This is a genomic window from Comamonas sp. Tr-654 (genome assembly GCF_011752915.1).
GTDB lineage: Bacteria > Pseudomonadota > Gammaproteobacteria > Burkholderiales > Burkholderiaceae_C > Comamonas.
This window is the reverse complement of the sequence record NZ_VWWQ01000002.1, coordinates 807646-829209: the sequence shown is the minus strand read 5'-3', so window position 1 is coordinate 829209 and position 21564 is coordinate 807646. Positions and strand designations below refer to the sequence as shown.

Sequence of the window (21564 nt, the reverse complement as noted above, 5' to 3'; positions counted from 1 at the left end):
AGGCGCGACTCAACTGGGCTGCGAGGATGAAAGGTCCCGCCCTGCCCGGCCTTGCTATTGCCACCGGCTGCCTAGCCGCGCCAGGCAGCCTCGATGGCGGCGATATCGATCTTCCTCATCTCCATCATGGCTTCAAAAGCCCGTTTGGCCGCAGCGCGGTCCGGGTCGGCAATGGCCGTGGTCAGCACGCGCGGCGTGATCTGCCAAGACAGCCCCCAGCGGTCCTTGCACCAGCCGCACTGGCTTTCCTGGCCGCCGTTGCCGACGATGGCATTCCACAGCCGGTCCGTTTCCTCCTGATCGTCCGTCGCGACCTGAAACGAAAACGCCTCGTTGTGCTTGAAGACAGGGCCGCCGTTCAGGCCCAGGCAGGGGATGCCCATGACCGTGAATTCGACCGTCAACACATCGCCCTGCTTGCCGGACGGATAGTCGCCCGGTGCATGGTGGACCGCGCCCACGGCGCTGTCGGGAAAAGTCTGGGCGTAGAACCTGGCGGCTTCCAGGGCCTCGCTTTCGTACCAGAGACAAATCGTGTTTTTGCTGACCATCTTGGCTCTCCTGAACAGGGACTGATGAATGTCTGCAGACTCGCAGACCGCGGACCCCTCTATCGAGGCACCGGTGCGCCGATGCGTCGATGCGTCGATGCGTCGATGCACCGGCGGCTTTCGGCGTCTGTGCATTGAAGCCGCATTTCCCCAACGCTTCAATCCCCATATCGGAAGGCGCAGGGTCATCCCTTGCCAAACAGCCTGGCAGTCCGGCTCTCGCCACGGCTGCGGCCCGGACGGTTTCCCGTGCACTCGGGGCCGCATGCGGAACCACGCGCGCCCTGCCTGGCCCCGGGGCCGCAGCTCCGAACACTGAAGCCGCCGCTCGGCACCGGTCTGCTTACCCCCTAGCTAGCGCACACCAGAGCAATCGAATCTGCTTTATATCAAGCCATGCATCTTTATTTTTGTCTAGTCATATAATTGACTACACATATATAAGACTGACTCTTGAAACCTACGTCATGAAATTCACTCTGAACGGCCAGGAAGTGGATGCGCAAAGCGCCACTGCCGACACACCTCTTTTGTATGTGCTGCGCAATGACATGCAGCTCAACGGCCCCAAGTTCGGCTGCGGCCTGGGCGAGTGCGGTGCCTGCGCCGTGCTGATCGACGGCAAGGTTGCGCGCTCCTGCTCCGTGCCCCTGAAGGCCGTCGACGGCAAGAAAGTCACCACGCTGGAAGGCCTGTCGCCTGACGCCAGCAAGGCCGCCAACACGCAGGCCCTGCAGGACCGCGCCGTGCTGGATGTCAGCGCCACCGAGACAAAGGCGCCTGCCACCCCGCGCACCTACACCCTGCATGTGGTGCAGCAAGCTTTTGTCGATGCACAGGCTGCGCAGTGCGGCTACTGCACCAACGGAATGATCATGGCGCTGGTCGCCCTGTTCAACCAGCAGCCCAAGGCCAGCGACGAAGAAATCAGGCACGCACTGTCCGGCCATCTGTGCCGCTGCGGCACCCATGTGGAAATCATGCAGGCCGCCGCCCGCGCCCGCGAGCTGATTGCCAAGGGCCACAGCCCGGCCCTCCCCGCCGCCGGCGCATCCACTACCGCAAAGGCTGCCTGATCATGAAATTCTTCACCAAAGACAATCACGCTCAACTGACCCGTCGCCAGCTGCTCAAGGCCGGCGGCATGCTGATGGTCGGCTCCGTGGCAGGCGGCCATCTGCTGATGGCCCAGACCGCCCCCGAAGCGGCTGCCAAGGGCGCTTTCCCCATTCCTTCGGCCAAGCTGGTGGACAGCTTCATCGCAATCGGCGCCGACGGCTCCGTCACGGCCTACAACGGCCACGTGGACCTGGGCACGGGCGTGCGCACGGCTCTGGGCCAGCTGGTGGCCGACGAGCTGTATGTGGACTTTGCCGCCGTGACCATGGTGCTGGGCCACACCGCCCGCACCCCGGATCTGGGCCCCACCATTGCCAGCAACACCATCCAGGTATCGTCCCTGCCCATGCGCCATGCCGCAGCGCAGGTGCGCCAGCTGCTGATCAAGCTGGCCAGCGAAAAGTCCGGTGTTCCCGCTGACCGCATCACCACCCAGAAAGGCTTTGTCATCGCCGGCGGCAAGCGCTACGGCTATGGCGAACTGGTTCAGGGCCAGGATCTGCAGATCGAGGTCGACGACAAGATTGAGCTGCGCAAGTCCGGCTTCGAGTACATCGGCAAATCGGTGCAGCGCGTGGACATTCCCAACAAGGTGCTGGGCGCGCTGACCTATATCCACGACCTGCGCGTGCCCGGCATGCTGCACGGCCGCGTGATCCGTCCTCCCTACACCGGCGCCGATGCCACGGCTCCGCTGGGTTCCAGCCTGGTGTCGGTGGACGAGAAGTCCATCGCCCATCTGCCCGGCATCGTCAAGGTCATGGTCAAGGGCGACTTCGTGGGCGTGGTGGCCGAGCGTGAAGAGCAGGCCATCGCTGCCATGCGCCAGCTCAAGGTCACCTGGAAGGAATGGAACGGCCTGCCCGATATGTCGCTGAGCGGCCTGCACCAGACCCTGGTGGACCACGCCAAGACCGACCGCGTGCTGCAGGAAGACGAAGGTGCGCTGCAGGCCGTCGAGCAGGTCAAGACTGCGCTGACCCGCGACTATGTCTGGCCCTATCACGCTCATGGCTCCATCGGCCCGTCCTGCGCGATTGCCGAAGTGGGCAACGGCCAGATCCAGGTCTGGACCGGCTCGCAGAACCCTCACGACGTGTGCAAGGACATTGCCAAGCTCATGGACGTGAATGCCGACAACATCAACGTCACCCGCCTCGAAGCCTCCGGCTGCTACGGCCGCAACTGTGCGGACGACGTCTGCTCGGACGCCGTGCTGATGTCTGCCGCCGTGGGCAAGCCCGTGCGCGTGCAGCTGATGCGCGAGCAGGAAGCCGGCTGGGAGCCCAAGGGCACGGGCCAGCTGATTCGCGTGCGCGGCGGCCTGGACGAGCAGAACAATGTCGCCGCCTACGAGCTGCGCACCTGCTACCCCTCGAACAACGCCACGGCACTGGCCCTGATCCTCACGGGCAAGGTGTCCGCCAAGATCGAGGCTCAGCAAATGGGCGACCGCACGGCCATCCCGCAGTACGAGTATCCCAAGATGCGCGTGATCTCCCAGGACGCCGTGCCCATCGTGCGCGCCTCCTGGATGCGCGGCGTCTCCGCCTTGCCCAATGTGTTCGCCCATGAGTCCTGGATCGACGAATGCGCCTACCTGGCCAAGGCCGACCCCATCGAATACCGTCTGCGCTACCTCAAGGACCCGCGTGCCGTGGCGCTGATTGCCGAAGCCAAGAAGCAGTGCAACTGGCAGGAAGGCCCGGCGCGTCGCAATGCGGCAGCTGACGATCAACGTCTGGTCAAGGGTCGCGGCTTTGCCTACGCCCGCTACTTCCACAGCAAGTTCCCCGGCTACGGTGCAGCCTGGGCGACCTGGGTGGTCGACGTGACCGTGGACCGCGAAACCGGCGCAGTCAAGGTCGACAAGGTCTTTGTCGCCCAGGACACCGGCGCCATGGTCAACCCCGCAGGCGTGCGTCATCAGGTGCACGGCAATGTGGTGCAGTCCACCAGCCGCGTGCTCAAGGAGTTCGTCACCTTCGACAAGAGCGGCGTCACCTCCGTGGAATGGGGCGGCTACCCCATCCTGCGCTTTGACGAGCTGCCCGAGATCGACTCGCTGCTGGTCGAGCGCCCCAACGAGGCCCCCATGGGCGCCGGCGAATCGGCGTCCGTGCCCAGCGCCGCCGCCGTGGCCAACGCCATCTTCGACGCCACCGGCGTGCGCCTGCTGGAAGTGCCGTTCACGCCCAGCCGCGTGCTGGCCGCGCTCAAGGCCGCCAAGAGCGGCGCCGCCTCGTCCAAGTGACTCCACCGATAAAGAACATAGATATGCGAACGTTCCAAAAGATTCTGGCGGGCGGTGCGGCTGTAGTGGTCGTGCTGGCTGCCGCCGGCCTGGCTCTCACCCATCAGGGCGAGATTGCGCCCCAGTCAGCCATTCCCGCTGCCGACTTCACGCCCCAGCAGATTGCCAAGGGCAAGCTGCTGGCCGCCATGGGCGACTGCGCCGTCTGCCACACGGCAGCCAACGGCAAGACCAATGCAGGCGGTCTGGCCATGCCCAGCCCCTTCGGCACCATCTACACCAGCAACATCACGCCCGATCTGCAGACCGGCATCGGCAGCTGGAGCTATGAAGCCTTCGAGCGCGCCATGCGCCACGGCGTGGACCGCGAAGGCCAGTACCTCTACCCCGCCTTCCCCTACACGGCCTTCAGCCGCGTGACAGATGAGGACATGAAGGCCTTGTACGCCTTTCTGATGAGCGAGCCCGCCGTGGAGAACCAGCCGCCCAAGACGGCGCTGAACTTCCCCTACAACGTGCGCCGCGGCATTGCTGCCTGGAACTGGCTCTACCTCAAGCCCGGCGTCGTCAAGGACGATGAAAAGCAGGCTCCCGAGTGGAATCGCGGTGCCTATCTGGTCGAAGGCCTGGGTCACTGCAGCGCCTGCCACACACCGCGCAACGGCCTGGCCGCCGAGAAGACGGGTGAGTTCCACCTCACCGGCGGCAGCGCCGAAGGCTGGGATGCCCCCGCTCTGACGGACAAGACGGCCTCGCCCCTGCCCTGGACCAAGCAGGATCTGGTCGACTACATGAAGACCGGCTTCTCGGCTCGCCACAGTGTGGCAGCCGGCCCCATGGCTCCCGTGGCCCACGGCCTGTCGCAACAAAGCGATGCCGACATCGACGCCATTGCCACCTATCTGATGAGCTACCGCAAGGCCGACGCCGCCCCTGGCGATGCCAAGGCACTCATCGAAGAGAAGACCGCCAAGCCCAAGCTGGCACTAGACACCGAAGGCTATCGCCTGTACCAGGGCGCCTGCATGGCCTGCCACAAGGCGGACCCCTCGGGCAGCAGCTTCGGCGTGCGCCCCCAGCTGGCGCTGAGCACCAGCCTGCACTCGGCATCGCCCGACAATGCCATCATGGCCGTGCTCGAAGGCGTGCAGCATCCGGCCCATGCCGACCTGGGCACCATGCCGGCCTTCCGCCATGCGCTCAGCGATGCACAGATCGCCACCCTGCTCAACACCATGCGCACCCAGTACGGCGTGGACGAGTGGAAGGACCTGCCTGCCAAGGTAGGCCAGCTGCGCAAGCAGACCCAGGCGCATTGACAGCAGGCGCTGCCAAAGCGCTGCACAGCTCTGCACAAGCCGGCCTTCCCTGCCCTTCAGGCCTCGGAAGGCCTTTTTGCGGGTGATCATTTACGGGTAGCGCCGCTACCCGGTGCCCGCCTGATGCTTCAAAATTGCGGCGAGCGAGAGAAACAGAGAAAGCAAGCAATGGACAATATCGACGTCTTGGTACTCAAGGCATTGCGTGACTGGCGCTCGGCCGGCCAGCATGCCTTGCTGGCCACCGTGGTGCGTACCTGGGGCTCGTCCCCGCGCCCCGTGGGCTCCATGATGGCCTTGCGCGAGGACGGACGTGCCATTGGCTCGGTATCCGGCGGCTGCATCGAGGACGACTTGATCGCCCGCCACACCAAGGCCCTGAACCAGAACCTGGGCATTCCGGACGGCCCGCCGCAACTGGTGCGTTACGGCGTGAGCGCCGACGAGGCCCACCGCTTCGGCCTGCCCTGCGGCGGCACGCTGGAGCTGCTGCTGGAATTCAACCCCGATGCGGCCAGCCTGCAGCAACTGGTGGCCGAGCTGGAAGCCGGCTCACTGGTGAAACGCAGCGTCGACTGCGGCAGCGGCGAAGTCCGCCTGCAGACAGCCGCGCACCCCGATGCGCTGGAGTTTGACGGCCAGCAACTCGTCAACCATCTCGGCCCCGGCTACCGCATGCTGCTGATTGGTGCGGGGGCCCTGGCCGAATACCTGGCCACCATGGCCTTGTTCAACGGCTTCACAGTCACCGTCTGCGACCCGCGCGAGGAATACATGGGCAGCTGGTCGGTGCCCCAGGTCAACACCGTCACCGATATGCCGGACGATGCGGTCACGGCCTTCAGGCCCGATGCGCGCAGCTGCATCGTCGCCCTCACCCACGACCCCAAGCTCGACGACCTGGCCCTGCTCGAAGCCCTGCACAGCCCGGCCTTCTATGTCGGCGCCATCGGCTCGCGCCGCAACAACCACTCCAGGCGCGAGCGCATGATGGAGCACTTCGGCGAGACCGAAGCTTCGCTGGCCAAGCTGCGCGGCCCCATCGGCCTCTATATCGGCAGCAAGACTCCGGCAGAAATCGCGGTGAGCGTGATGGCCGAGATTCTGGCCGTGAAGAACGCCGTGCCGCTGCCGCAGGCCATGTCGGTGGAAGTGGCCAAGCACGAGCATGACATCGCCATGAACGAGGCCAGCACGCATTGCGCCATTCCGGAAATCCTCCAGCCAGGCTCGGCGCACTGATCTCCGTAAGCTCAGGCCTGCAGCGCAAAATCCACGGCCGCTGCCGCGTGCAAGGCCGTGGTGTCCAGCACCGGCAGCACGCTGTCTGCGGGCTTGATGAGCAAGCCGATCTCCGTGCATCCCAGCACCACGGCCTGGGCCCCGCGGGCCGCCAATGACTCGATGGCTCGCTGATAGAGCTTGCGCGACACATCGCTGATCTGCCCCGCGCAAAGCTCCTCATAGATGATGCGATGCACCTGCGTGCGCTCGGCCTCGCCTGGCACCAGCACCTTCAGGCCGAACTGCTGCTCCAGCCTCTCGCGCATGAACGGCTGCTCCATGGTGAAGCGCGTACCCAGCAGTCCCAGCACCTGCACACCGGCTGCGCGCGCGGCTGCCCCGACCGGGTCGGCTATGTGCACAAACGGAATCGACACGGCTGCCGCCACCTGATCCGCCACCTTGTGCATGGTGTTGGTGCAAAGCAGCACGCAGTCGGCGCCCCCGGCTTGCAGGCGCCGGGCAGCATCGGCCAACAGCCCCGCCGCGTCGTTCCAGCGGCCTTCATGCTGGGCCTGTTCGACAGGGCCGAAGTCCACGCTGTACATCAGCAGCCTGGCCGAGCGCAACGCACCCAGACGCTCCCGGACACCCTGGTTGATCAGGCGGTAGTACTCGGCGCTGGACTCCCAGCTCATGCCGCCGATCAGGCCTATGACGCGATGCGGCCCGGTGCTTGTTTGCAGGTCTTGATTCATGAGCAGCAGTGTGAGGCCGGCCGACCGCCATCGTCTATCATGAAATTTCAGCCCGCCATGAAGACCCATCTGATTCAGCCTTCGGCAACCGATAAGCCATCCGTGCAGATCCATTTGCTCGGGCGCTCCGCCTACAGCAGCCGCGACCCGGTGCGCATGCATGCGCTGGGCATTGCGCTGCAAAGACAGCAAGGCGTGCATGCCATTGCCTCCGACAGGCGCGAGGACTTCGATACCTGGCCCGGCACTCTGAGCTATACGCCGCCGGGAGTGGAGGTATTTTCCGAATCGGCCACCGGCGGCGAATATCTGGTGCTGCGCTATGCCGCCCATGAGGCTGACGCTCCCGGGCCGTCGCGACGCATCTCGCAACATGGCCAGCGCTCGGCCTTGCAGATGGCACTGCATCTGCGCCGGCTGCTGCTCAGCCCCCAGCCCGACGCCCTGGCCATCGAGCAGACGGCGCTACGGTTCATGGCCTGTCAGGAGGGTAGCGCCAGCAAGGCCGACGCCCGCCCCGGCACCGGCACCGGCACCAGCTATGCGCGCGTGCTGGACCGCATTGCCGCCGAGTTCGAGCGGCCGCTGAGCATTGCCGACCTGTCCGCCATGGTGGGCACCAGCCCCTTGCGCTTTCTGCGTGAGTTCACACGGCTCATAGGCATGACGCCGCATGCCTGGATCACGGAGACCCGGCTGCAGGCTGCGCGCGCCATGATGCAGGACGCCGAACTGCCCCTCACGCAGATCGCGCTGGAATGCGGCTTCAACCACCAGTCGCATATGGGCCAGCTGTTTCGCAAGCACCTGGGTCTGACGCCGGGACAATACCGGCAGCATCATGGCCTGAAGCACGCAGGCTGCCCCTGAATCGCAGGCCTCTTGACCGACAGTTCACATACGGTTTCATTGCCGGACACACAAAGTTCGGCCGGCGGCCCGCATCACGCCTCAAGCAGCATTCAGGCGGCGTACCATTGCCGCCTCAATGACGACCGCCAAGAAAAAGAAAACGCCTGCGCGCAAGCGCGGCACCGCTTCCAGGACTGCCGGCTACAGCTTTTCACGCATCAGGCGCTTTGCCCTGTCTGCGGGCGCTGCAGCACTGGCCAGCTTCCAGATTGCCAGCTGCAGCTTCAACCCCAGCGTCTCCGCCGAGAAACTGCTGGGCCAGGCGCTGTCAGCCCTGCATATCCCCGCACTCGATGCGCTCGGCCAGACCCTGCAGGCCTTTCGCAAGAACGGCTGGCCGGATCTGGATGGTCTGCGTTCCGGTTCCGGTTCCGGTTCCGGTTCCGGCTCCGGCGCCCACACGCCCAGCGTGGGCGGCAAGGTGGACAAGGCCGATGTCACGGCCACGGCCTTGCCCACACACTTTGCCCGCTGCCCCCAGTTCTTCCCCGGCGGCAAGGCTCCGGCCCTGCAGCTTCACCCCCGCGAACGCGAGCTGTGCTTTTCGGGTTTTGCCGTGCTGCACAACGGCAGCACCAAGACCCCGGTATTCGTCGCCGAGCGCCTGAATCGCCAGGTGCTGCAGCAGGCCCAGGGCTTGCAGCGCAGCGACAAGTTCTATGCCGACGCCCGCCTGCCGCGCGCCGAGCGCTCCGAGCTGGACGACTACAAGCGCTCCGGCTTCTCGCGCGGCCACATGGCCCCGGCGGCCGACATGAGCACGCCCGAGGCCATGGCCCAGAGCTTCAGCCTCGCGAACATGGTGCCGCAGAACCAGGTGCACAACGCGGGCGCCTGGAGCCAGGTGGAACAGGCCACGCGCAAATATGCGCTGCGCGCCCGGGGTGATGTCTTTGTCTTCACCGGCCCTGTCTTCAACAAGAACGCCGCCACCATCGGTGATAGCAAGGTGGCGGTGCCCGACCACCTCTTCAAGCTGGTCTATGACGCCAGCACCGGCAAGAGCTGGGTGTACTGGCAGGCCAACAGCGCCGACACCCGCATGGGCCCGCCCATCAGCTACGAGGAGTTCACGCGCCGCACCGGCATGCCGCTGCTGTCTGCCGTGCATCTGCCCCAGGCATAAAAAATGAGCTGACTACGCAAGTCATTCAATGGTTTCAACGGAATTTGATATTGAAATCCATGAATGACGAGCGCAATAAGCTCACTTTTCAATAGCTACAAAACTCCACAGAGATTGCGGGGAACTCAGGCCGGCTCACCCGCCAGCCGGCGCACCACCTCGGACAGCACCTGGGCCTTCTGGCGGGTGCGCTCATTGGCCATGCCCGTGAAGCCACGCTTGGTGGCCGTGTGGTGCAGCGTATGGCCGACCTGCCGGCGGTACAGCGCACGCGCCCGATCACGCATGGCGCGGGCACGCTGCAGCTGCAGGCGGCGCTGGGCCGGGCTCAGCCTGACCAGGGCCGTATCGGACTGGGAGAGATCGTAGAGCTCACGCTCATTGGTGGCGAGAAGTTCATGTGCGGAATGGATGGCACGTCCCATGGCTTGCTCCTGTCATCAAATGCAATGAAAAAGCACCTTGAATGCATGCACATCCAAGATGCTTCGGTGAGTACAGAACAGCACTCTAGGACAGATTCCGGCTCCAGCCCCCAATACCGCCCCCATGCAAGCGGTATTGGGTGGTGCAGCAAAGCGATGGGCCTGCCGCCAGCCTCTGCAGATGGCGCACGCCTCTGGCTTACCTGACAGCGGACTCTGCTGCGGCCGCTGCCGGTGCGGTGACCGCTGGCGCGCTGGCCGCCGCCGGGACATGCTGCCAGCTGGCGGGCAGCACGGCGTCCAGCCAGTGCATGCGCCAGGACAGCAGCACGGCAAGGGCCAGCAGCGCCAGCAGGCACAGGCTGTTGCGCAGGCCATGGCTGTCGGCATAGGGGTCGGCAAAGTTGCGCTTGGCGTTGGCTGGCACCTTGGCCGTCTGCGACAGGCTGCGGCCCAGGCCCAGATTGATGTTCATGCGGCCATTGATGGCCCAGCCGCTGGCATCCAGAATCGGTCCCAGGCTGCGCTGACGCAGCTTGAGCCAGGCAATCAGCATGCTCGGCCCCGAGATGGCCAGGATGATGCCCAGAATCGCCATGGGAATCCATGGCCCCAGCTCGATGAACTTGCCGAAGATGCCGACGATCACGGCACTCAGCGAACCCAGCGCCACGCCGATGGCAGCCACCGTGCCCACATCGGTCTTGCGCGTGGCGGCGGCAGCCGGTGCTGCGGCAGCCGGCGCTGCAGTCAGCTCCTTGGGCGCCGTCACCAGCTTGCTCGCGTTGTCGCCGAGGCTGGTGTTCACCACATCGTTCTTGGCCGCTGCATGCTTGGCGACCTGCTCCTCGATCATGCGCAGGAACTTCTTGTAGGGCGAGAAGAAGGCCTGGCCGATGCTGGTCGGGTTGTCGATGAGCTTGACGATGGTCGCATCCCAGTCCTGGCCCGCACGGTCGTAGAACACGCCGTTGCGCCCCACGAACAGGAAATCCACATCGCCTGCCGTGAAGGCCGCAACGATGATTTTCTTCTGCCCCTCGCGCTTGCACTCGCAATAGGCCAGATAGGTTTTCGCCATGGCGGCCAGCACCGAGTGGGCAGCAGCATCGGCCACCTCCACGGTCAGATCGCAGCTGCGGCCGTCCAGGAACAAGGTTCCGGCCTGGAAGGCCGCGCCTTCGCGGCGATAGAAGCTGGAGAAGGAGACAAAGTTGTTGAGCAAAGGCAGCAGATCGCGCTGCAGCCGGATCAGCTTTTCCAGGGCCATGGCCTGCAGGGCATGCTCCTTCTCGGCATCGTCCTGGTCCAGCAGCTGCATCAGCGCGTCCTTCAGGCCGCTGGCCAGCAGCTGCTGAACCTCGGCCTCGGCGATCGAGCCCAGTGGCGTGGCCGGGCACTCGGCCAGCCATTGCTGGCAGTTGGACAGCATGGTCTTGAGCTGCTCCCACTGGTCTTCGGTCAGCGCGCTCAGGGCCTCGCCGAACACGGGCTGCACGGCCTGCTCGCGCAGGGTCTGCAGAGCCGCTGCCCAGGCCGGGTTGACGCCATGCACCAGCGGCAGGCTGCGCTCGCCGGTGACGGCGGCCAGCGGCAGCGCCGCCAGAGATTCCGAGGCATTGCTGAGCACTTGCGCTCCCAGAGCGGCATAGCCTTCTTCCGTGGGGTTGAGCGGTGCCCGTGCATTGGCATCGAACTCCACCAGTCGCGTGCGCGCAAAAAAGTCGTCGACCTTCGCCTGCACGGCGTTCACGGCCTCGGCCGCCGCCAGTGCCAGTGCACGCGGCTGCAAATGACAGCCCAGCTCGGCCGCCTGGGCAAACCAGGTCTGCAGGGCTTGCACGTCCTCCCAGAAGGCCTCGGCCTTGCTGCGATCAATGCCGGGAACGCCATCGCTGCCGTCCACGGCACCGTAACGCTCCTGAATGCGCGCAATCAGAGCGGCCAGAGCCTCGTCGCCTTCGGCCGTGGCCGCACTGACGATGCCGTCGCCATTGAAGCGCAGGGCCTGCAGCGAGGCCATGCGCTCCTGCACCTGGGCCAGCGTGATGGCTGCGGCATCGGGCAGGCCCGCGAGTTCCAGCACGCGCCTGGCTTCGGCCAGCAGCAACGCGCCTTCTGGCGTCGCATCGTTGATGCTGCCCAGCTGCAGCACATCGCCGCCATCGGCCAGCACCTGCGGGTCACGCACTCTGGCCACGGCCCATTCACAGGCGGCCACCAGCTCGGGGGGACGGATGCGGCCGTCCTTGCTCTCGTCGATCAGATCCAGCGTCGCGCTGTCGAACTCGATGCCGCGTGTGGGACAGGCCAGGGCCACCCACAGCTTTTGATCCAGCTCACCAATATGGGCAATGTCCTGGCCCGTGCGAATGACCACCTGGTCCACCTCGCCGGCGCGGAAAAACTGCCACTCGTACTGCTTGTGCATGAAACTACCAACTCCCTGTCGGGGGATCTCCCCCAATCAAAGCGCATTGCAACCAATGGCTGCTTGCACTGTCCGCTATCAAAAGCTTGGAGTTTAAAAGTCATTTGCACCCTCAGAATGGTGACATTTGTGAACTCTTGCGCTGCGCACTGCCAGGTGCGCTGCAGGTCTCATTCTCATTGGTCCATTGCGGGCGCCTGCTTGCCCTTCTTAATAAAGTATTTATTTAGATACTTTATTTGCTACACTGGCCCCGTCAAATCCGCGCCCATGACTGCTGTGTCCACCGCTTCCCAATCCCGCGACAAGCTGCACCTGCAGCTGGCACGGCTGTTCCGCAACAAGATCGCGACCGGCGAATGGTCGGTCGGACACAGCATTCCCACGGTCGAAGAGCTGGAGGCGCTGCACAGCGTCTCACGCACCACGGTGCGCATGGCCGTGCATGCACTGGTTGACGAAGGCCTGCTGGAGACCCGCAAGCGCGGCGGCACCAGGGTGGTGAGCCAGCCCTGCAAGCCGCCGTCCTTTCTGCTGCCCACCAGCTGGCGGGAACTTGTGGCTTTTGGCGAGCAGATTCAGCAGACCACCCTGCAGCAGGCCAATGACTGTGTGCCGCCGATTCCGGCCGGCTTTCCCAGCCCTGGCGAACTGGCCTCGGCCTACACCTATTTTCTGCGCGTGCACAGACATGGCGAGGCCCGCTTTTGCCTGTCCGAGCTGTACCTGGAGCAGAACCTCTATCCCAAGCTGCAGGAGCAGCTGGAGCGCGCCACACTGGCGCAGGCGCTGGGCAACGACCCCGCGCAGATCGCTGCTGCGCGCCAGTACCTGAGCGTGGCGCCGGCCGACGAACTGATTGCCGAGCACCTGGGCGTGCCGCTGGGCACGCCGCTGATGCAGGCACTGCGCTGGGCCCGCAACCCCCAGGGCATGGTCGTCTACTGGGCCAAGGTGCGCTTCATCAGCGAATACGTGCACATGGAAATGGACTTGCTCAAATGACCGCCGTCCTGCCCCTGAACCCGCCTCTGTCCAAACCCCATGCTGGTCGTGTGGCCTGGATCACCGGCTCCACCAGCGGCATAGGCTGGGCCGTTGCCAGACAGCTGGCCGGCGAAGGCGCCGCCATTGCCCTGCATGGCAGCGCCCAGGCGTCTGCCAGCACCGATGCCCAGCTGGTCGAGCTGCAGGCACTGGGCGTGGCCGCCCGCTATTACCCGCAGGATCTGAGCGACGGCCAAGCCATTGCCCCGCTGGCCCGGCGTATCGCCGCCGAGCTGGGCGCAGTGGACATTCTGGTCAACAACGCCGGCATGCAGCATGTGGAATCCGTGCTCAGCTTTCCGCCAGACCGATGGAACACCATGCTGGCCGTCAACCTGAGCGCACCGTTTCACACGATACAGGCCTGCACGCCGGCCATGCTGGAGCGCGGCTGGGGGCGCATCATCAATATGGCCTCCGTCAGCGGCCTGGTCGGCGTGGCCCACAAGCCCGCCTATGTGGCCAGCAAGCACGGCCTGCTGGGCCTGACCAAATCCGTGGCACTGGAGCTGGCCACCACGCCCGTGACCTGCAACGCCATCTGCCCCGGCTGGGTGCTGACGCCGCTGGTCCAGGCCCAGATCGATGCCCTGGCGCAGCGCGAGCAGCTGGACGAGACGGCAGCCCGTGCCAGGCTGCTGGGCGCCAAGCAACCCTCGCAGGCCTTTGTGACGGTGGAGCAGGTAGCGGCCCTGGTCGGCTTTCTGGCCAGCGACAACGCCGCCCAGGTACGCGGCGCACAGTGGAATATGGACGGGGGCTTCACCGCCGCTTGAGTGCGGCACCGGCAAGACTCCATCTATCGGTCACCCATTCACGGCTGATGGCGCTGGGCAGACAAGCGCTACAGCCTGTTTAGTAGGACTTACGCAAGCAGGAATGCATCATCGTCCCGCCTCCTGAGGCAGTCGTCTTGCCTGAACCCGTTTTGCGTAAATCGTGTTTGATTCAAATCGTTCCAAGGAGATGAACATGGCATTGAACGAAACCCACGACGCCGGCCTGCAAAGCTGGGTCGCCAGCGCCAACACCGGCAGCAGCGACTTTCCCATCCAGAACCTGCCGTTTGCCGTCTTTCGCCGCAAGAGCAGCAGCGAAGACTTCCGCGGCGGCGTGGCGATTGGCGATCAAGTGCTGGATATGGCAGCTGTTCGCGATGCCAAGGCACTGGGCGCCGATGTGCAGGCCCAGGTCGAAGCAGCGGCTCAGGGCCAGCTCAACAGCCTGATGGCCATGGGCCCTGCGGCATGGTCGGCCCTGCGCCTGGCCCTGTCGCGCGCCCTGCGCGCCGGCGCTGCCGAAGAGGCAGCACTCAAAGCCTGCCTCGTGCCCCAGGCCGATGTGGAGTACAGCGTACCCGCCCAGGTCGGCGACTACACGGACTTCTACACCTCCGTGCATCACGCCACCAATGTGGGCAAGCTGTTTCGCCCCACCAACCCGCTGATGGAAAACTACAAGTGGGTGCCCATCGGCTACCACGGTCGCGCCTCCAGCATCCGCATCTCGGGCGTGGATTTCAAGCGCCCCAATGGCCAGCTCAAGGCACCCGATGCAGACCCCGTGCTCAAGCCCTGCAACCGCCTCGACTATGAGCTGGAGATGGGCATTTACGCAGGCACGGCCAATGCCTGGGGCGAGGCTGTCGACATCAAGGATGCCGACCGACATATCTTCGGCCTGTGCCTGCTCAACGACTGGTCGGCCCGCGATGTGCAGGCCTGGGAATACCAGCCGCTGGGCCCGTTTCTCTCCAAGAACTTCGCCACCAGCATCTCGCCCTGGATCGTGACGCTGGAAGCACTGGAGCCCTATCGCACAGCGTTCGTGCGCCCGTCCGACGACCCGCAGCCCCTACCCTACCTCAGCTCCGAAGCCAACTCGCAGCGCGGAGCGCTCGATGTGCAGCTCACGGTCGCCATCCAGACCGAGAAGATGCGCGCCGACGGCAAGGCCGCCGAGCAGATCACCCGGACCAGCTACCGCCACGCCTACTGGACCATGGCCCAGCTGATTGCCCACCACACCGTCAACGGCTGCGATCTGCAGCCCGGCGACCTGCTGGGCACGGGCACGCTGTCCGGCCCCACCATGGACCAAGCCGGCGCCCTGCTGGAAATCACCGAAGGCGGCAAAAAGCCCTTGAGCCTGAGCAACGGCGAAACCCGCACCTTCCTGCTCGACGGCGACGCCGTGGTCTTTACCGGCTGGTGCGAAAAGCCCGGTGCTGCGCGCATCGGCTTTGGCGAATGCCGCGCCACCGTGCTGCCCGCGCATCAGGCCTGAGCGCCTTGGCCATCCCGCAAAGAACCGGCCTGGCGCCGGTTTTTTGTTGTGAATCTGCCCTCGGCCTGTTCGTAACGCCATGACACAATTGCAGCCATGCCTTCCGCTTCGGACACCCCTACTCCTGCACTCGCCCCCACTGGTCGCAACCTGCGCCAGGAACCTGTGCTGGACCAGCCTCTGCGCTCGGACGCCAGCCCCCTGCCTGCCTCCATTGCCGGCGCCTTTGCAGCAGCGGCCTATTCCATGCAGCACAGCCTGCAGCACGAGGCCGGGCAGACCGCTGCGCCCGAAGAGGAGGACAGCGGTCTGCTGCCTCAGCTCTATGCCAGCCGTCTGAACCCGCGCTCGCGCGACTTCTACCTGGCCCAGTTCAAGCGCTTTGACGCCCTGGACCGCAGCCTGCCCAGCTGGAATATGGCGGCCGCCTTGCTGACCCTGGCATGGTGCAGCCTGCATGGCCTGTGGCGCGAGGCTGCCAAATACCTCGCAGCCGTCACGGCAGCCGCGCTGATCTGGTGGTTCGGCCTGCGTCCTGCCCTGCCCGAGGCCATGGCTCTGGGCCTGGGCATTGCCCTGTGGCTGGTCGCCGTGGCCGTGCCCGGCCTGCTGGGCAATGGCTGGTACTGGCGCAAGATCAAGGCCCAGACGCTGCAGGCGATCACGGACGCGCCCAACATGGCCGCAGCCCATGCCAACCTGCAGGAGCAGGCTTCCGCGCCGCGCAACAGGACTGCCGCCATGCTGGTTCTGGCCCTGCCTGTGGCCGCAGCCGCAGGCGCAGGCCTGGCGCTGCTGCCCGCCGAAAATCCGGCGCCGCAGCCAAGCGCGGAACCTGCAGCCATCACCAGGCCCGCTGCCGACAGCGCCGCCAGCACCACCGCCCCTCGCCCCATGGCAAGCCCGGTCCAGGCAGCTGCCGCCGCCGCTGCCACCCAAACCGAGACCCGTCCGCCAGAGCCCGCGCCCGCCGCAACAGCCGAGACGGGCGCCAGCGCCGGCAAAGCGCCGCCCCAAGCCCCTGCTCCGGTGCCAGACAAGACGGCAGCTCAGGCCGAGCCCAGCGGAAAACCGCCGACACCACCGGCTGACAAGCCCGCCGCCAAGCCTGCTGGAGAGACCAAAGAGCAGCCCGTAAAAGAGTCGTCAAAGGCAGCGTCAAAAGCGGCGCCGCAAGCCGGCACGGATCTGGTTCCAGGCAAGTTCTATCTGAATCTGGGCGTCTACTCGGAGGCCCGCAATGCCGAGAAAATTGTGGCCCAGCTGAACCAGTCCAAGTTGCCCGCACTGACGCAGAAGATGAGCAGTAACAAGGGCGAAGTCATCCGGGTACGCAGCGGCCCCTTCGAAAGCCGCAAGCGCGCCGAAAAGGCCGCGCGCAAGCTGCAGGCAGCGAATATCGAGGCCGGCATCTTTCAGAGTGCGGACGGAACCCACAAGCCATAGGCCAGACGCAAGCACACCAGGAATTGATGCAAAAACACCGTCAATCACTTGATGGTATTGCGCTTAAAGCTATCAATTTCGCCAAACAACTTGTTGCACCCGCTTGCATATCGGGGTCTGGTCTGGCAGGCGCGGGCACCTGGGGACGCTATGGTGTGGGGCATGAAGCATAGAACCACTACTTTGCCAATTTCCACCCGCGCCTTGCTGGGCCTGACCGGTGCCACTGCGGCCTTGCTGATGGCCGGCTGCGCCAGCAATGGCACAGCCACCGATGGCACGCGCGCGCCGCCTGCACGCCAGCTGCAGGTATGCCATGCCGAGCCGGTACAGATCTACCTGGGCCACAACACCGTGGCGTCGACACTGGAGACTATTCGCCAGAAGTCCGGCTCTTACCTGCTGCGCGTGCTGCGCGAAGGTCAGCCTGCCACCATGGACTACAACCAGGAGCGCCTGAACGTCATCACCAATGACGCGGGCAAGATCACCGCGCTGCGCTGCGGCTGAATCTCTTTGCCGGACCTACAGGAACATTTCCTGCAGGTCGCTGAGAAAGTCGAAGCCACGTTCGGTCGGCACCACACGACCCAAATCGCGGGTGATCAGGCCCTTGGCCTGCGCCTGATCCAGTCCCTTGGCGATGGCTGACATAGGCAGGCCCGTGCGCTCCATGAACTCCTGCAGCGCAAAACCGCCGCGCAGGCGCAACGCGTTGAGCATGTATTCGAACGGCAGCTCTGCGCGCTTGACCTCATTGTCCTGTGCCAGCGGCGTGCCGGCCAGCGCCATGTCCATATAGCGGGCCGGATCGCGGAAACGCACCTGGCGCACGATGCGATGGGCAAAGCTCAGCTTGCTGTGTGCACCCGCGCCAATGCCCAGATAGTCGCCGAACTGCCAGTAGTTGCTGTTGTGAAAGCACTGATGGCCTTCCTTGGCATAGGCCGAGACTTCGTAGCGCTGCATGCCGGCTCCCTGGGTGCTGGCCGTGATCAGGTCCAGCATCTCATAGGCCGTATCGTCCTCGGGCACCAGGGGCGGGTATTTGGCGAAATAGGTGTTGGGCTCGATAGTCAGGTGATAGATCGACAGATGCGGCGGCGCAAACGCCAGCGCGGTGTCCACATCGCGCTGCAGATCGGCAAGGCTCTGGCCAGGCAGCGCATACATCAGGTCGATATTGAAGGTCTCGAAATTGTCGGCCGCCTCGCGCACCGCCGCCTGGGCCTGCGCCGCATCGTGCACGCGCCCCACGGCCTGCAGATAGCGGTCGTCAAAGCTCTGCACCCCTATGGACAGGCGGTTCACACCGGCCGCCCGGAAAGCCTTGAAGCGGTCCTTCTCGAAGGTGCCGGGGTTGGCCTCCATCGTGATCTCGCAATCGGGCTCCATGCGCAGACGCGCACGCAGACCGGCAATCAGCTTGTCTATGGACTCGGGCGAGAACAGGCTGGGCGTGCCCCCGCCCATGAAGACGCTGTGCACCGTGCGCCCCCAGATCAGCGGCAGTGCACTCTCCAGATCGGCCATCAGGGCATCGATATAGCGGTCCTCGGGCAGTGCAGCCCCCTTGGCCCAGGCATGCGAGTTGAAGTCGCAATACGGGCATTTCTTGAGACACCAGGGCAGATGCACATACAGCGACAGCGGTGGCAGGCTGCCCAGCTGCAGCGTGCCGGGACGCATGTAGTGCTGAATGTCGCGCTGCACCGCAGCTTCGGCAGTCTCTGTTTGAGGCTGAATGGGGATCATGGGAAATATGCTTTTCTAGCGCAAACAAAACCGACGCCGCTAAAACTAGCACACCCCAACCAGGGGACAGCAAGCAAGGGCCTAGGCGGCTCCGCCGCCCCGCAGCGAGGCTGTCGTCCCCCTTCCATAGCGCGCAGAGAAAGGGGCGCCCGGCTAGGGGAAAGGCGCGGAGCGCCTCAGGGGGAGTGCGGTCAAAGACCGCCGGTTACAGCCATCGTTCTTTCACCATCTCGATCATGGTGCGCGAAGAACGACCGCGATGGCTGTGGGCATGCTTGAGCTCTGGCGTCATCTCGGCAAAGGTCAGGCCCAGCTCGGGGATCAGCAGTACCGGGTCAAAGCCGAAGCCATTGCTGCCACGGCGTTCGGTCGTGAGCAAGGCCTGCACACGGCCCACGGCAATCAGCGGCTCTGGGTCCTTGGGCGAGCGCACGCCCACCAGGGTGCTGACCATGGCTGCACGGCGGTTGGCCACGCCCTGCATCTGCTCGAGCAGCGCACGCACATTGTTGTCGTCGCTTTTCTCGTAGCCGAACTGGGTGCAATAGTAGGCCGTATCCACGCCGGGCAGACCGCCGAAATGATCCACGCACATGCCGGCGTCATCGGCAATGGCAGGCAAGCCGGTCTTCTCGGCCGCGAAGCGCGCCTTGGACAGCGCATTCTCGACAAACGTGCCATAGGGCTCGGGAGCTTCGCCTTCGAACAGATCGCCCTGGCGAATCAGCTCCACGCCCAGCGGGGCAAACATGGCCTGCAACTCGACGAGCTTGCCGCGGTTGTTGGATGCCAGCACAATTTTCATCATAAAAATCCATGCAAACGCTTGTGGCGATTGCGCAATCAGCTATTGATTCAGTAGTTTCAGGCCCAGGCCTGTTGCAGCCTGCAAACCGATTCAGGTCTTGGCTTTCTGGCGCTCCGCCGAACGGCGTATGGCCTCGTTGATTTCGGCAATCGATCGCTCGATGGCCTCGTCGTCAAGCTCATCCTCGCAGTCTTCGAGCGGCCCCACCTGTATCGTGGACTCGAAGCCCTGGTCGTCGATCTCCTGCGTGGAGATGGAAGACGGTTCGAAATTATTCGGTGTTTCCCATACCAGTGCCAGCACGGTGACATTGTCGCTGCCGTCACCAGCGCGCTTGAGTGCGGTGTCGACCAGCATGGGCACAAAGTGGGCCACGGCCTTGCCGTTCATGATCTGGAGAATTTCCGGCGTCGGCACCGATCCCCAGAGTCCGTCCGAGCACAGCATCAGCTGATCGCCCTCCTCCAGCCGCCTGGTCTCGCTCACATCGAAGATGGGCTTGGAGGGCGAGCCCAGGCAGGTGAACAGCACATTGCGGTTGGCCTGCGCGAGCACGGCCGAGACCTTGCGCATCTCGGTGTACGAGTGGTCGCGCGTGCGCTCCACCAACTGACCCTCGCGCACCCAGTACAGGCGCGAGTCGCCGCAATGAATCCAGGTCACCTTGCCTTCTTGCAGCACCGCCGCCACCAGCGTGGTGCGCGGCGTGTCCATCATGCCCTTGGTGCTGGCATAGCGCAGGATCTGGCGATGGGCCAGCAGCAGCGCCTCTTCCAGGAACGCGGCCGGATCTTCCACCAGGGGCTTGGCCTTCTGCTGAAACAACGTGGAAACCACCTGCAGTGCAATCTGTGCGGCCACCTCGCCGTCCGGATGGCCGCCCATCCCGTCCGCCAGCACGAACAGCGCCGCCTCTCGCGTATAGCAGTAGCCCATGCGGTCTTCGTTGAGGGCACGGCCTCCGCGGCGGCTGAGCTGGAAGACGGAAAATTTCATGGTTTGCGATTGCTGTCGGTCACTGCTCCACGTTCGGAGCCGCCGAGTTTCTGAAGATTCTTCCTGGCGTCATGCACCATATTGTCAAACTGCATGCGCATGCGCTCCTGCATGCTGAGCTTGGTATAGCGACGCTCACCCTCGCGGCTCAGCTCTTTTTGCAGGGCAAACACCGACTGCGGGCGCGAGAGCGGGTCCATGGCCATGCACCACTCCACCACCTCGATCAGATTGTCCGAATACACGCCGCGCAACTTGTTCAGGGCCAGGGCCAGGCGGTCCTTGTCCTGACGCTGCGGTGCTTCGTTGGGCGGTATGCCCTGCATGCAGGCATAGATGCAGGCGCCAATGGCGTAGATATCGGTCCAGGGACCCAGCTGGGAGTCGCGCCGGTACATCTCCGGCGCGGCAAAGCCCGGGGTGTACATGGGACGGATGAAGTTACCCTCTTTCGACAGCACTTCGCGCGCGGCGCCGAAATCGATCAGCACGGCCTTGTCGTCATTGGTGATGAAGATATTGGCGGGCTTGATGTCCAGGTGCAGCATCTTGTGCTGATGCACGATGCGCAGGCCGCGCAGCACCTCGTCGAACAGGGAGCGGATGGTCGACTCCCTGAAGACCTTCTCGGCCTTGAGCTCGCGCGCCGTGACGATGAACTCCTGCAGGGTCGCCCCTTCCAGGTAGTTCATCACCATGTAGACGGTTTCGTTCTCGCGAAAGAAATTCAGCACGCTCACCACGGAGGCGTGCGAGATCTGCGCCAGCGAGCGCCCTTCCTCGAAAAAGCTCTTGAGCCCGAGGCGATACAGGGACAACTTCTCTGGCGCCACGACGGGCTGCAGTTCGGCGGGCGCCCGAGTGGCAAGCGAAGCAGGCAGATACTCCTTGATCGCTACCTGCTGGCCATCGCCATCCAGAGCCAGGTAGACAATCCCGAACCCCCCCGAGGAAATCCTGCGCACCACCCGGTATCCGCCTATTGTGCTGCCCGGCGGTAGGGGCGCTGGCTTGTTTTTAGTAGACATTTTTTACCGGTAAACCTCAAGGATGATTCGAAACCCGGATAATCGGGAAATTGCAAGCATCCATCAAAAGTCCAATGCC

The 21564-nt window shown here is 64.5% G+C and carries 19 protein-coding genes; 11 read left to right on the top strand and 8 right to left on the bottom strand.

Features of this window, described 5'->3' with window-relative positions; all coding sequences use genetic code 11:
* Positions 1–71: 71 nt before the first annotated feature.
* A complete protein-coding gene (locus F3J24_RS09465; protein WP_167005116.1) occupies positions 72–551 on the bottom strand; it encodes a VOC family protein in 480 nt (159 codons plus the stop codon).
* Between the two features lie 467 nt (positions 552–1018).
* On the opposite strand from F3J24_RS09465, the gene F3J24_RS09460 reads away from it, so the two are divergent.
* From F3J24_RS09460 to F3J24_RS09445, 4 genes are all read left to right on the top strand, one after another.
* Positions 1019–1627, top strand: a complete 609-nt coding sequence (locus tag F3J24_RS09460; protein WP_167005115.1) for a (2Fe-2S)-binding protein — start codon at positions 1019–1021, stop codon at positions 1625–1627.
* A gap of 2 nt (positions 1628–1629) precedes the next feature.
* Entirely contained in the window at positions 1630–3924 is a 2295-nt protein-coding gene (locus F3J24_RS09455) for a xanthine dehydrogenase family protein molybdopterin-binding subunit (RefSeq protein WP_167005112.1), read from the top strand.
* A 23-nt stretch (positions 3925–3947) separates the two neighbouring features.
* Entirely contained in the window at positions 3948–5243 is a 1296-nt protein-coding gene (locus tag F3J24_RS09450) for a cytochrome c (RefSeq protein ID WP_167005110.1), read from the top strand.
* A 168-nt stretch (positions 5244–5411) separates the two neighbouring features.
* The gene (locus F3J24_RS09445) at positions 5412–6485 is read left to right on the top strand and encodes an XdhC family protein (RefSeq protein WP_167005107.1); all 1074 of its coding nucleotides are present in this window, start codon (positions 5412–5414) and stop codon (positions 6483–6485) included.
* Between the two features lie 11 nt (positions 6486–6496).
* On the opposite strand, the gene F3J24_RS09440 is transcribed toward F3J24_RS09445, so the two are convergent.
* Positions 6497–7225 carry an aspartate/glutamate racemase family protein gene (locus F3J24_RS09440; RefSeq protein WP_167005104.1) on the bottom strand — a complete coding sequence of 243 codons (729 nt, stop codon included), beginning with the start codon at positions 7223–7225 and terminating at the stop codon, positions 6497–6499.
* A gap of 57 nt (positions 7226–7282) precedes the next feature.
* Between F3J24_RS09440 and F3J24_RS09435 the strand changes: the two genes are divergently transcribed.
* Positions 7283–8095 carry an AraC family transcriptional regulator gene (locus tag F3J24_RS09435; protein ID WP_167005313.1) on the top strand — a complete coding sequence of 271 codons (813 nt, stop codon included), beginning with the start codon at positions 7283–7285 and terminating at the stop codon, positions 8093–8095.
* A 118-nt stretch (positions 8096–8213) separates the two neighbouring features.
* A complete protein-coding gene (locus F3J24_RS09430) occupies positions 8214–9263 on the top strand; it encodes a DNA/RNA non-specific endonuclease (protein ID WP_167005101.1) in 1050 nt (349 codons plus the stop codon).
* A gap of 125 nt (positions 9264–9388) precedes the next feature.
* Here F3J24_RS09430 and F3J24_RS09425 read toward each other — a convergent pair whose 3' ends face one another.
* Positions 9389–9688, bottom strand: a complete 300-nt coding sequence (locus F3J24_RS09425) for a hypothetical protein (RefSeq protein ID WP_003062668.1) — start codon at positions 9686–9688, stop codon at positions 9389–9391.
* Between the two features lie 199 nt (positions 9689–9887).
* Positions 9888–12119, bottom strand: a complete 2232-nt coding sequence (locus F3J24_RS09420; RefSeq protein ID WP_167005098.1) for a hypothetical protein — start codon at positions 12117–12119, stop codon at positions 9888–9890.
* Between the two features lie 270 nt (positions 12120–12389).
* Between F3J24_RS09420 and F3J24_RS09415 the strand changes: the two genes are divergently transcribed.
* The 5 genes from F3J24_RS09415 to F3J24_RS09395 all read left to right on the top strand — a co-directional run bounded on the left by F3J24_RS09415 (position 12390) and on the right by F3J24_RS09395 (position 17408).
* Positions 12390–13124 carry a GntR family transcriptional regulator gene (locus tag F3J24_RS09415; RefSeq protein WP_167005095.1) on the top strand — a complete coding sequence of 245 codons (735 nt, stop codon included), beginning with the start codon at positions 12390–12392 and terminating at the stop codon, positions 13122–13124.
* Entirely contained in the window at positions 13121–13942 is an 822-nt protein-coding gene (locus F3J24_RS09410; RefSeq protein ID WP_167005092.1) for a 3-hydroxybutyrate dehydrogenase, read from the top strand. The genes F3J24_RS09415 and F3J24_RS09410 overlap by 4 nt, the downstream gene beginning before the upstream one ends.
* Before the next feature lie 196 nt (positions 13943–14138).
* Positions 14139–15452, top strand: a complete 1314-nt coding sequence (gene fahA / locus F3J24_RS09405; protein ID WP_167005089.1) for a fumarylacetoacetase — start codon at positions 14139–14141, stop codon at positions 15450–15452.
* Positions 15453–15548: 96 nt separating this feature from the next.
* Positions 15549–16898, top strand: a complete 1350-nt coding sequence (locus F3J24_RS09400; RefSeq protein WP_167005086.1) for an SPOR domain-containing protein — start codon at positions 15549–15551, stop codon at positions 16896–16898.
* 162 nt (positions 16899–17060) lie between these two features.
* Positions 17061–17408 carry an I78 family peptidase inhibitor gene (locus F3J24_RS09395; RefSeq protein ID WP_230630486.1) on the top strand — a complete coding sequence of 116 codons (348 nt, stop codon included), beginning with the start codon at positions 17061–17063 and terminating at the stop codon, positions 17406–17408.
* 15 nt (positions 17409–17423) lie between these two features.
* Here F3J24_RS09395 and hemW read toward each other — a convergent pair whose 3' ends face one another.
* The 4 genes from hemW to F3J24_RS09375 form a co-directional block, all read right to left on the bottom strand.
* On the bottom strand, positions 17424–18653 hold the full coding sequence (gene hemW / locus F3J24_RS09390; RefSeq protein WP_167005083.1) for a radical SAM family heme chaperone HemW: 1230 nt from the start codon (positions 18651–18653) through the stop codon (positions 17424–17426).
* A gap of 205 nt (positions 18654–18858) precedes the next feature.
* Positions 18859–19458 (bottom strand): non-canonical purine NTP pyrophosphatase, encoded by a 600-nt coding sequence (locus F3J24_RS09385; protein WP_167005081.1) that lies wholly within the window; start codon positions 19456–19458, stop codon positions 18859–18861.
* Positions 19459–19551: 93 nt separating this feature from the next.
* Entirely contained in the window at positions 19552–20457 is a 906-nt protein-coding gene (locus F3J24_RS09380) for a PP2C family serine/threonine-protein phosphatase (RefSeq protein WP_167005078.1), read from the bottom strand.
* Positions 20454–21485, bottom strand: a complete 1032-nt coding sequence (locus F3J24_RS09375) for a serine/threonine-protein kinase (protein ID WP_043009200.1) — start codon at positions 21483–21485, stop codon at positions 20454–20456. Before F3J24_RS09375 ends, F3J24_RS09380 begins: the two co-directional genes overlap by 4 nt.
* Positions 21486–21564 lie beyond the last annotated feature (79 nt).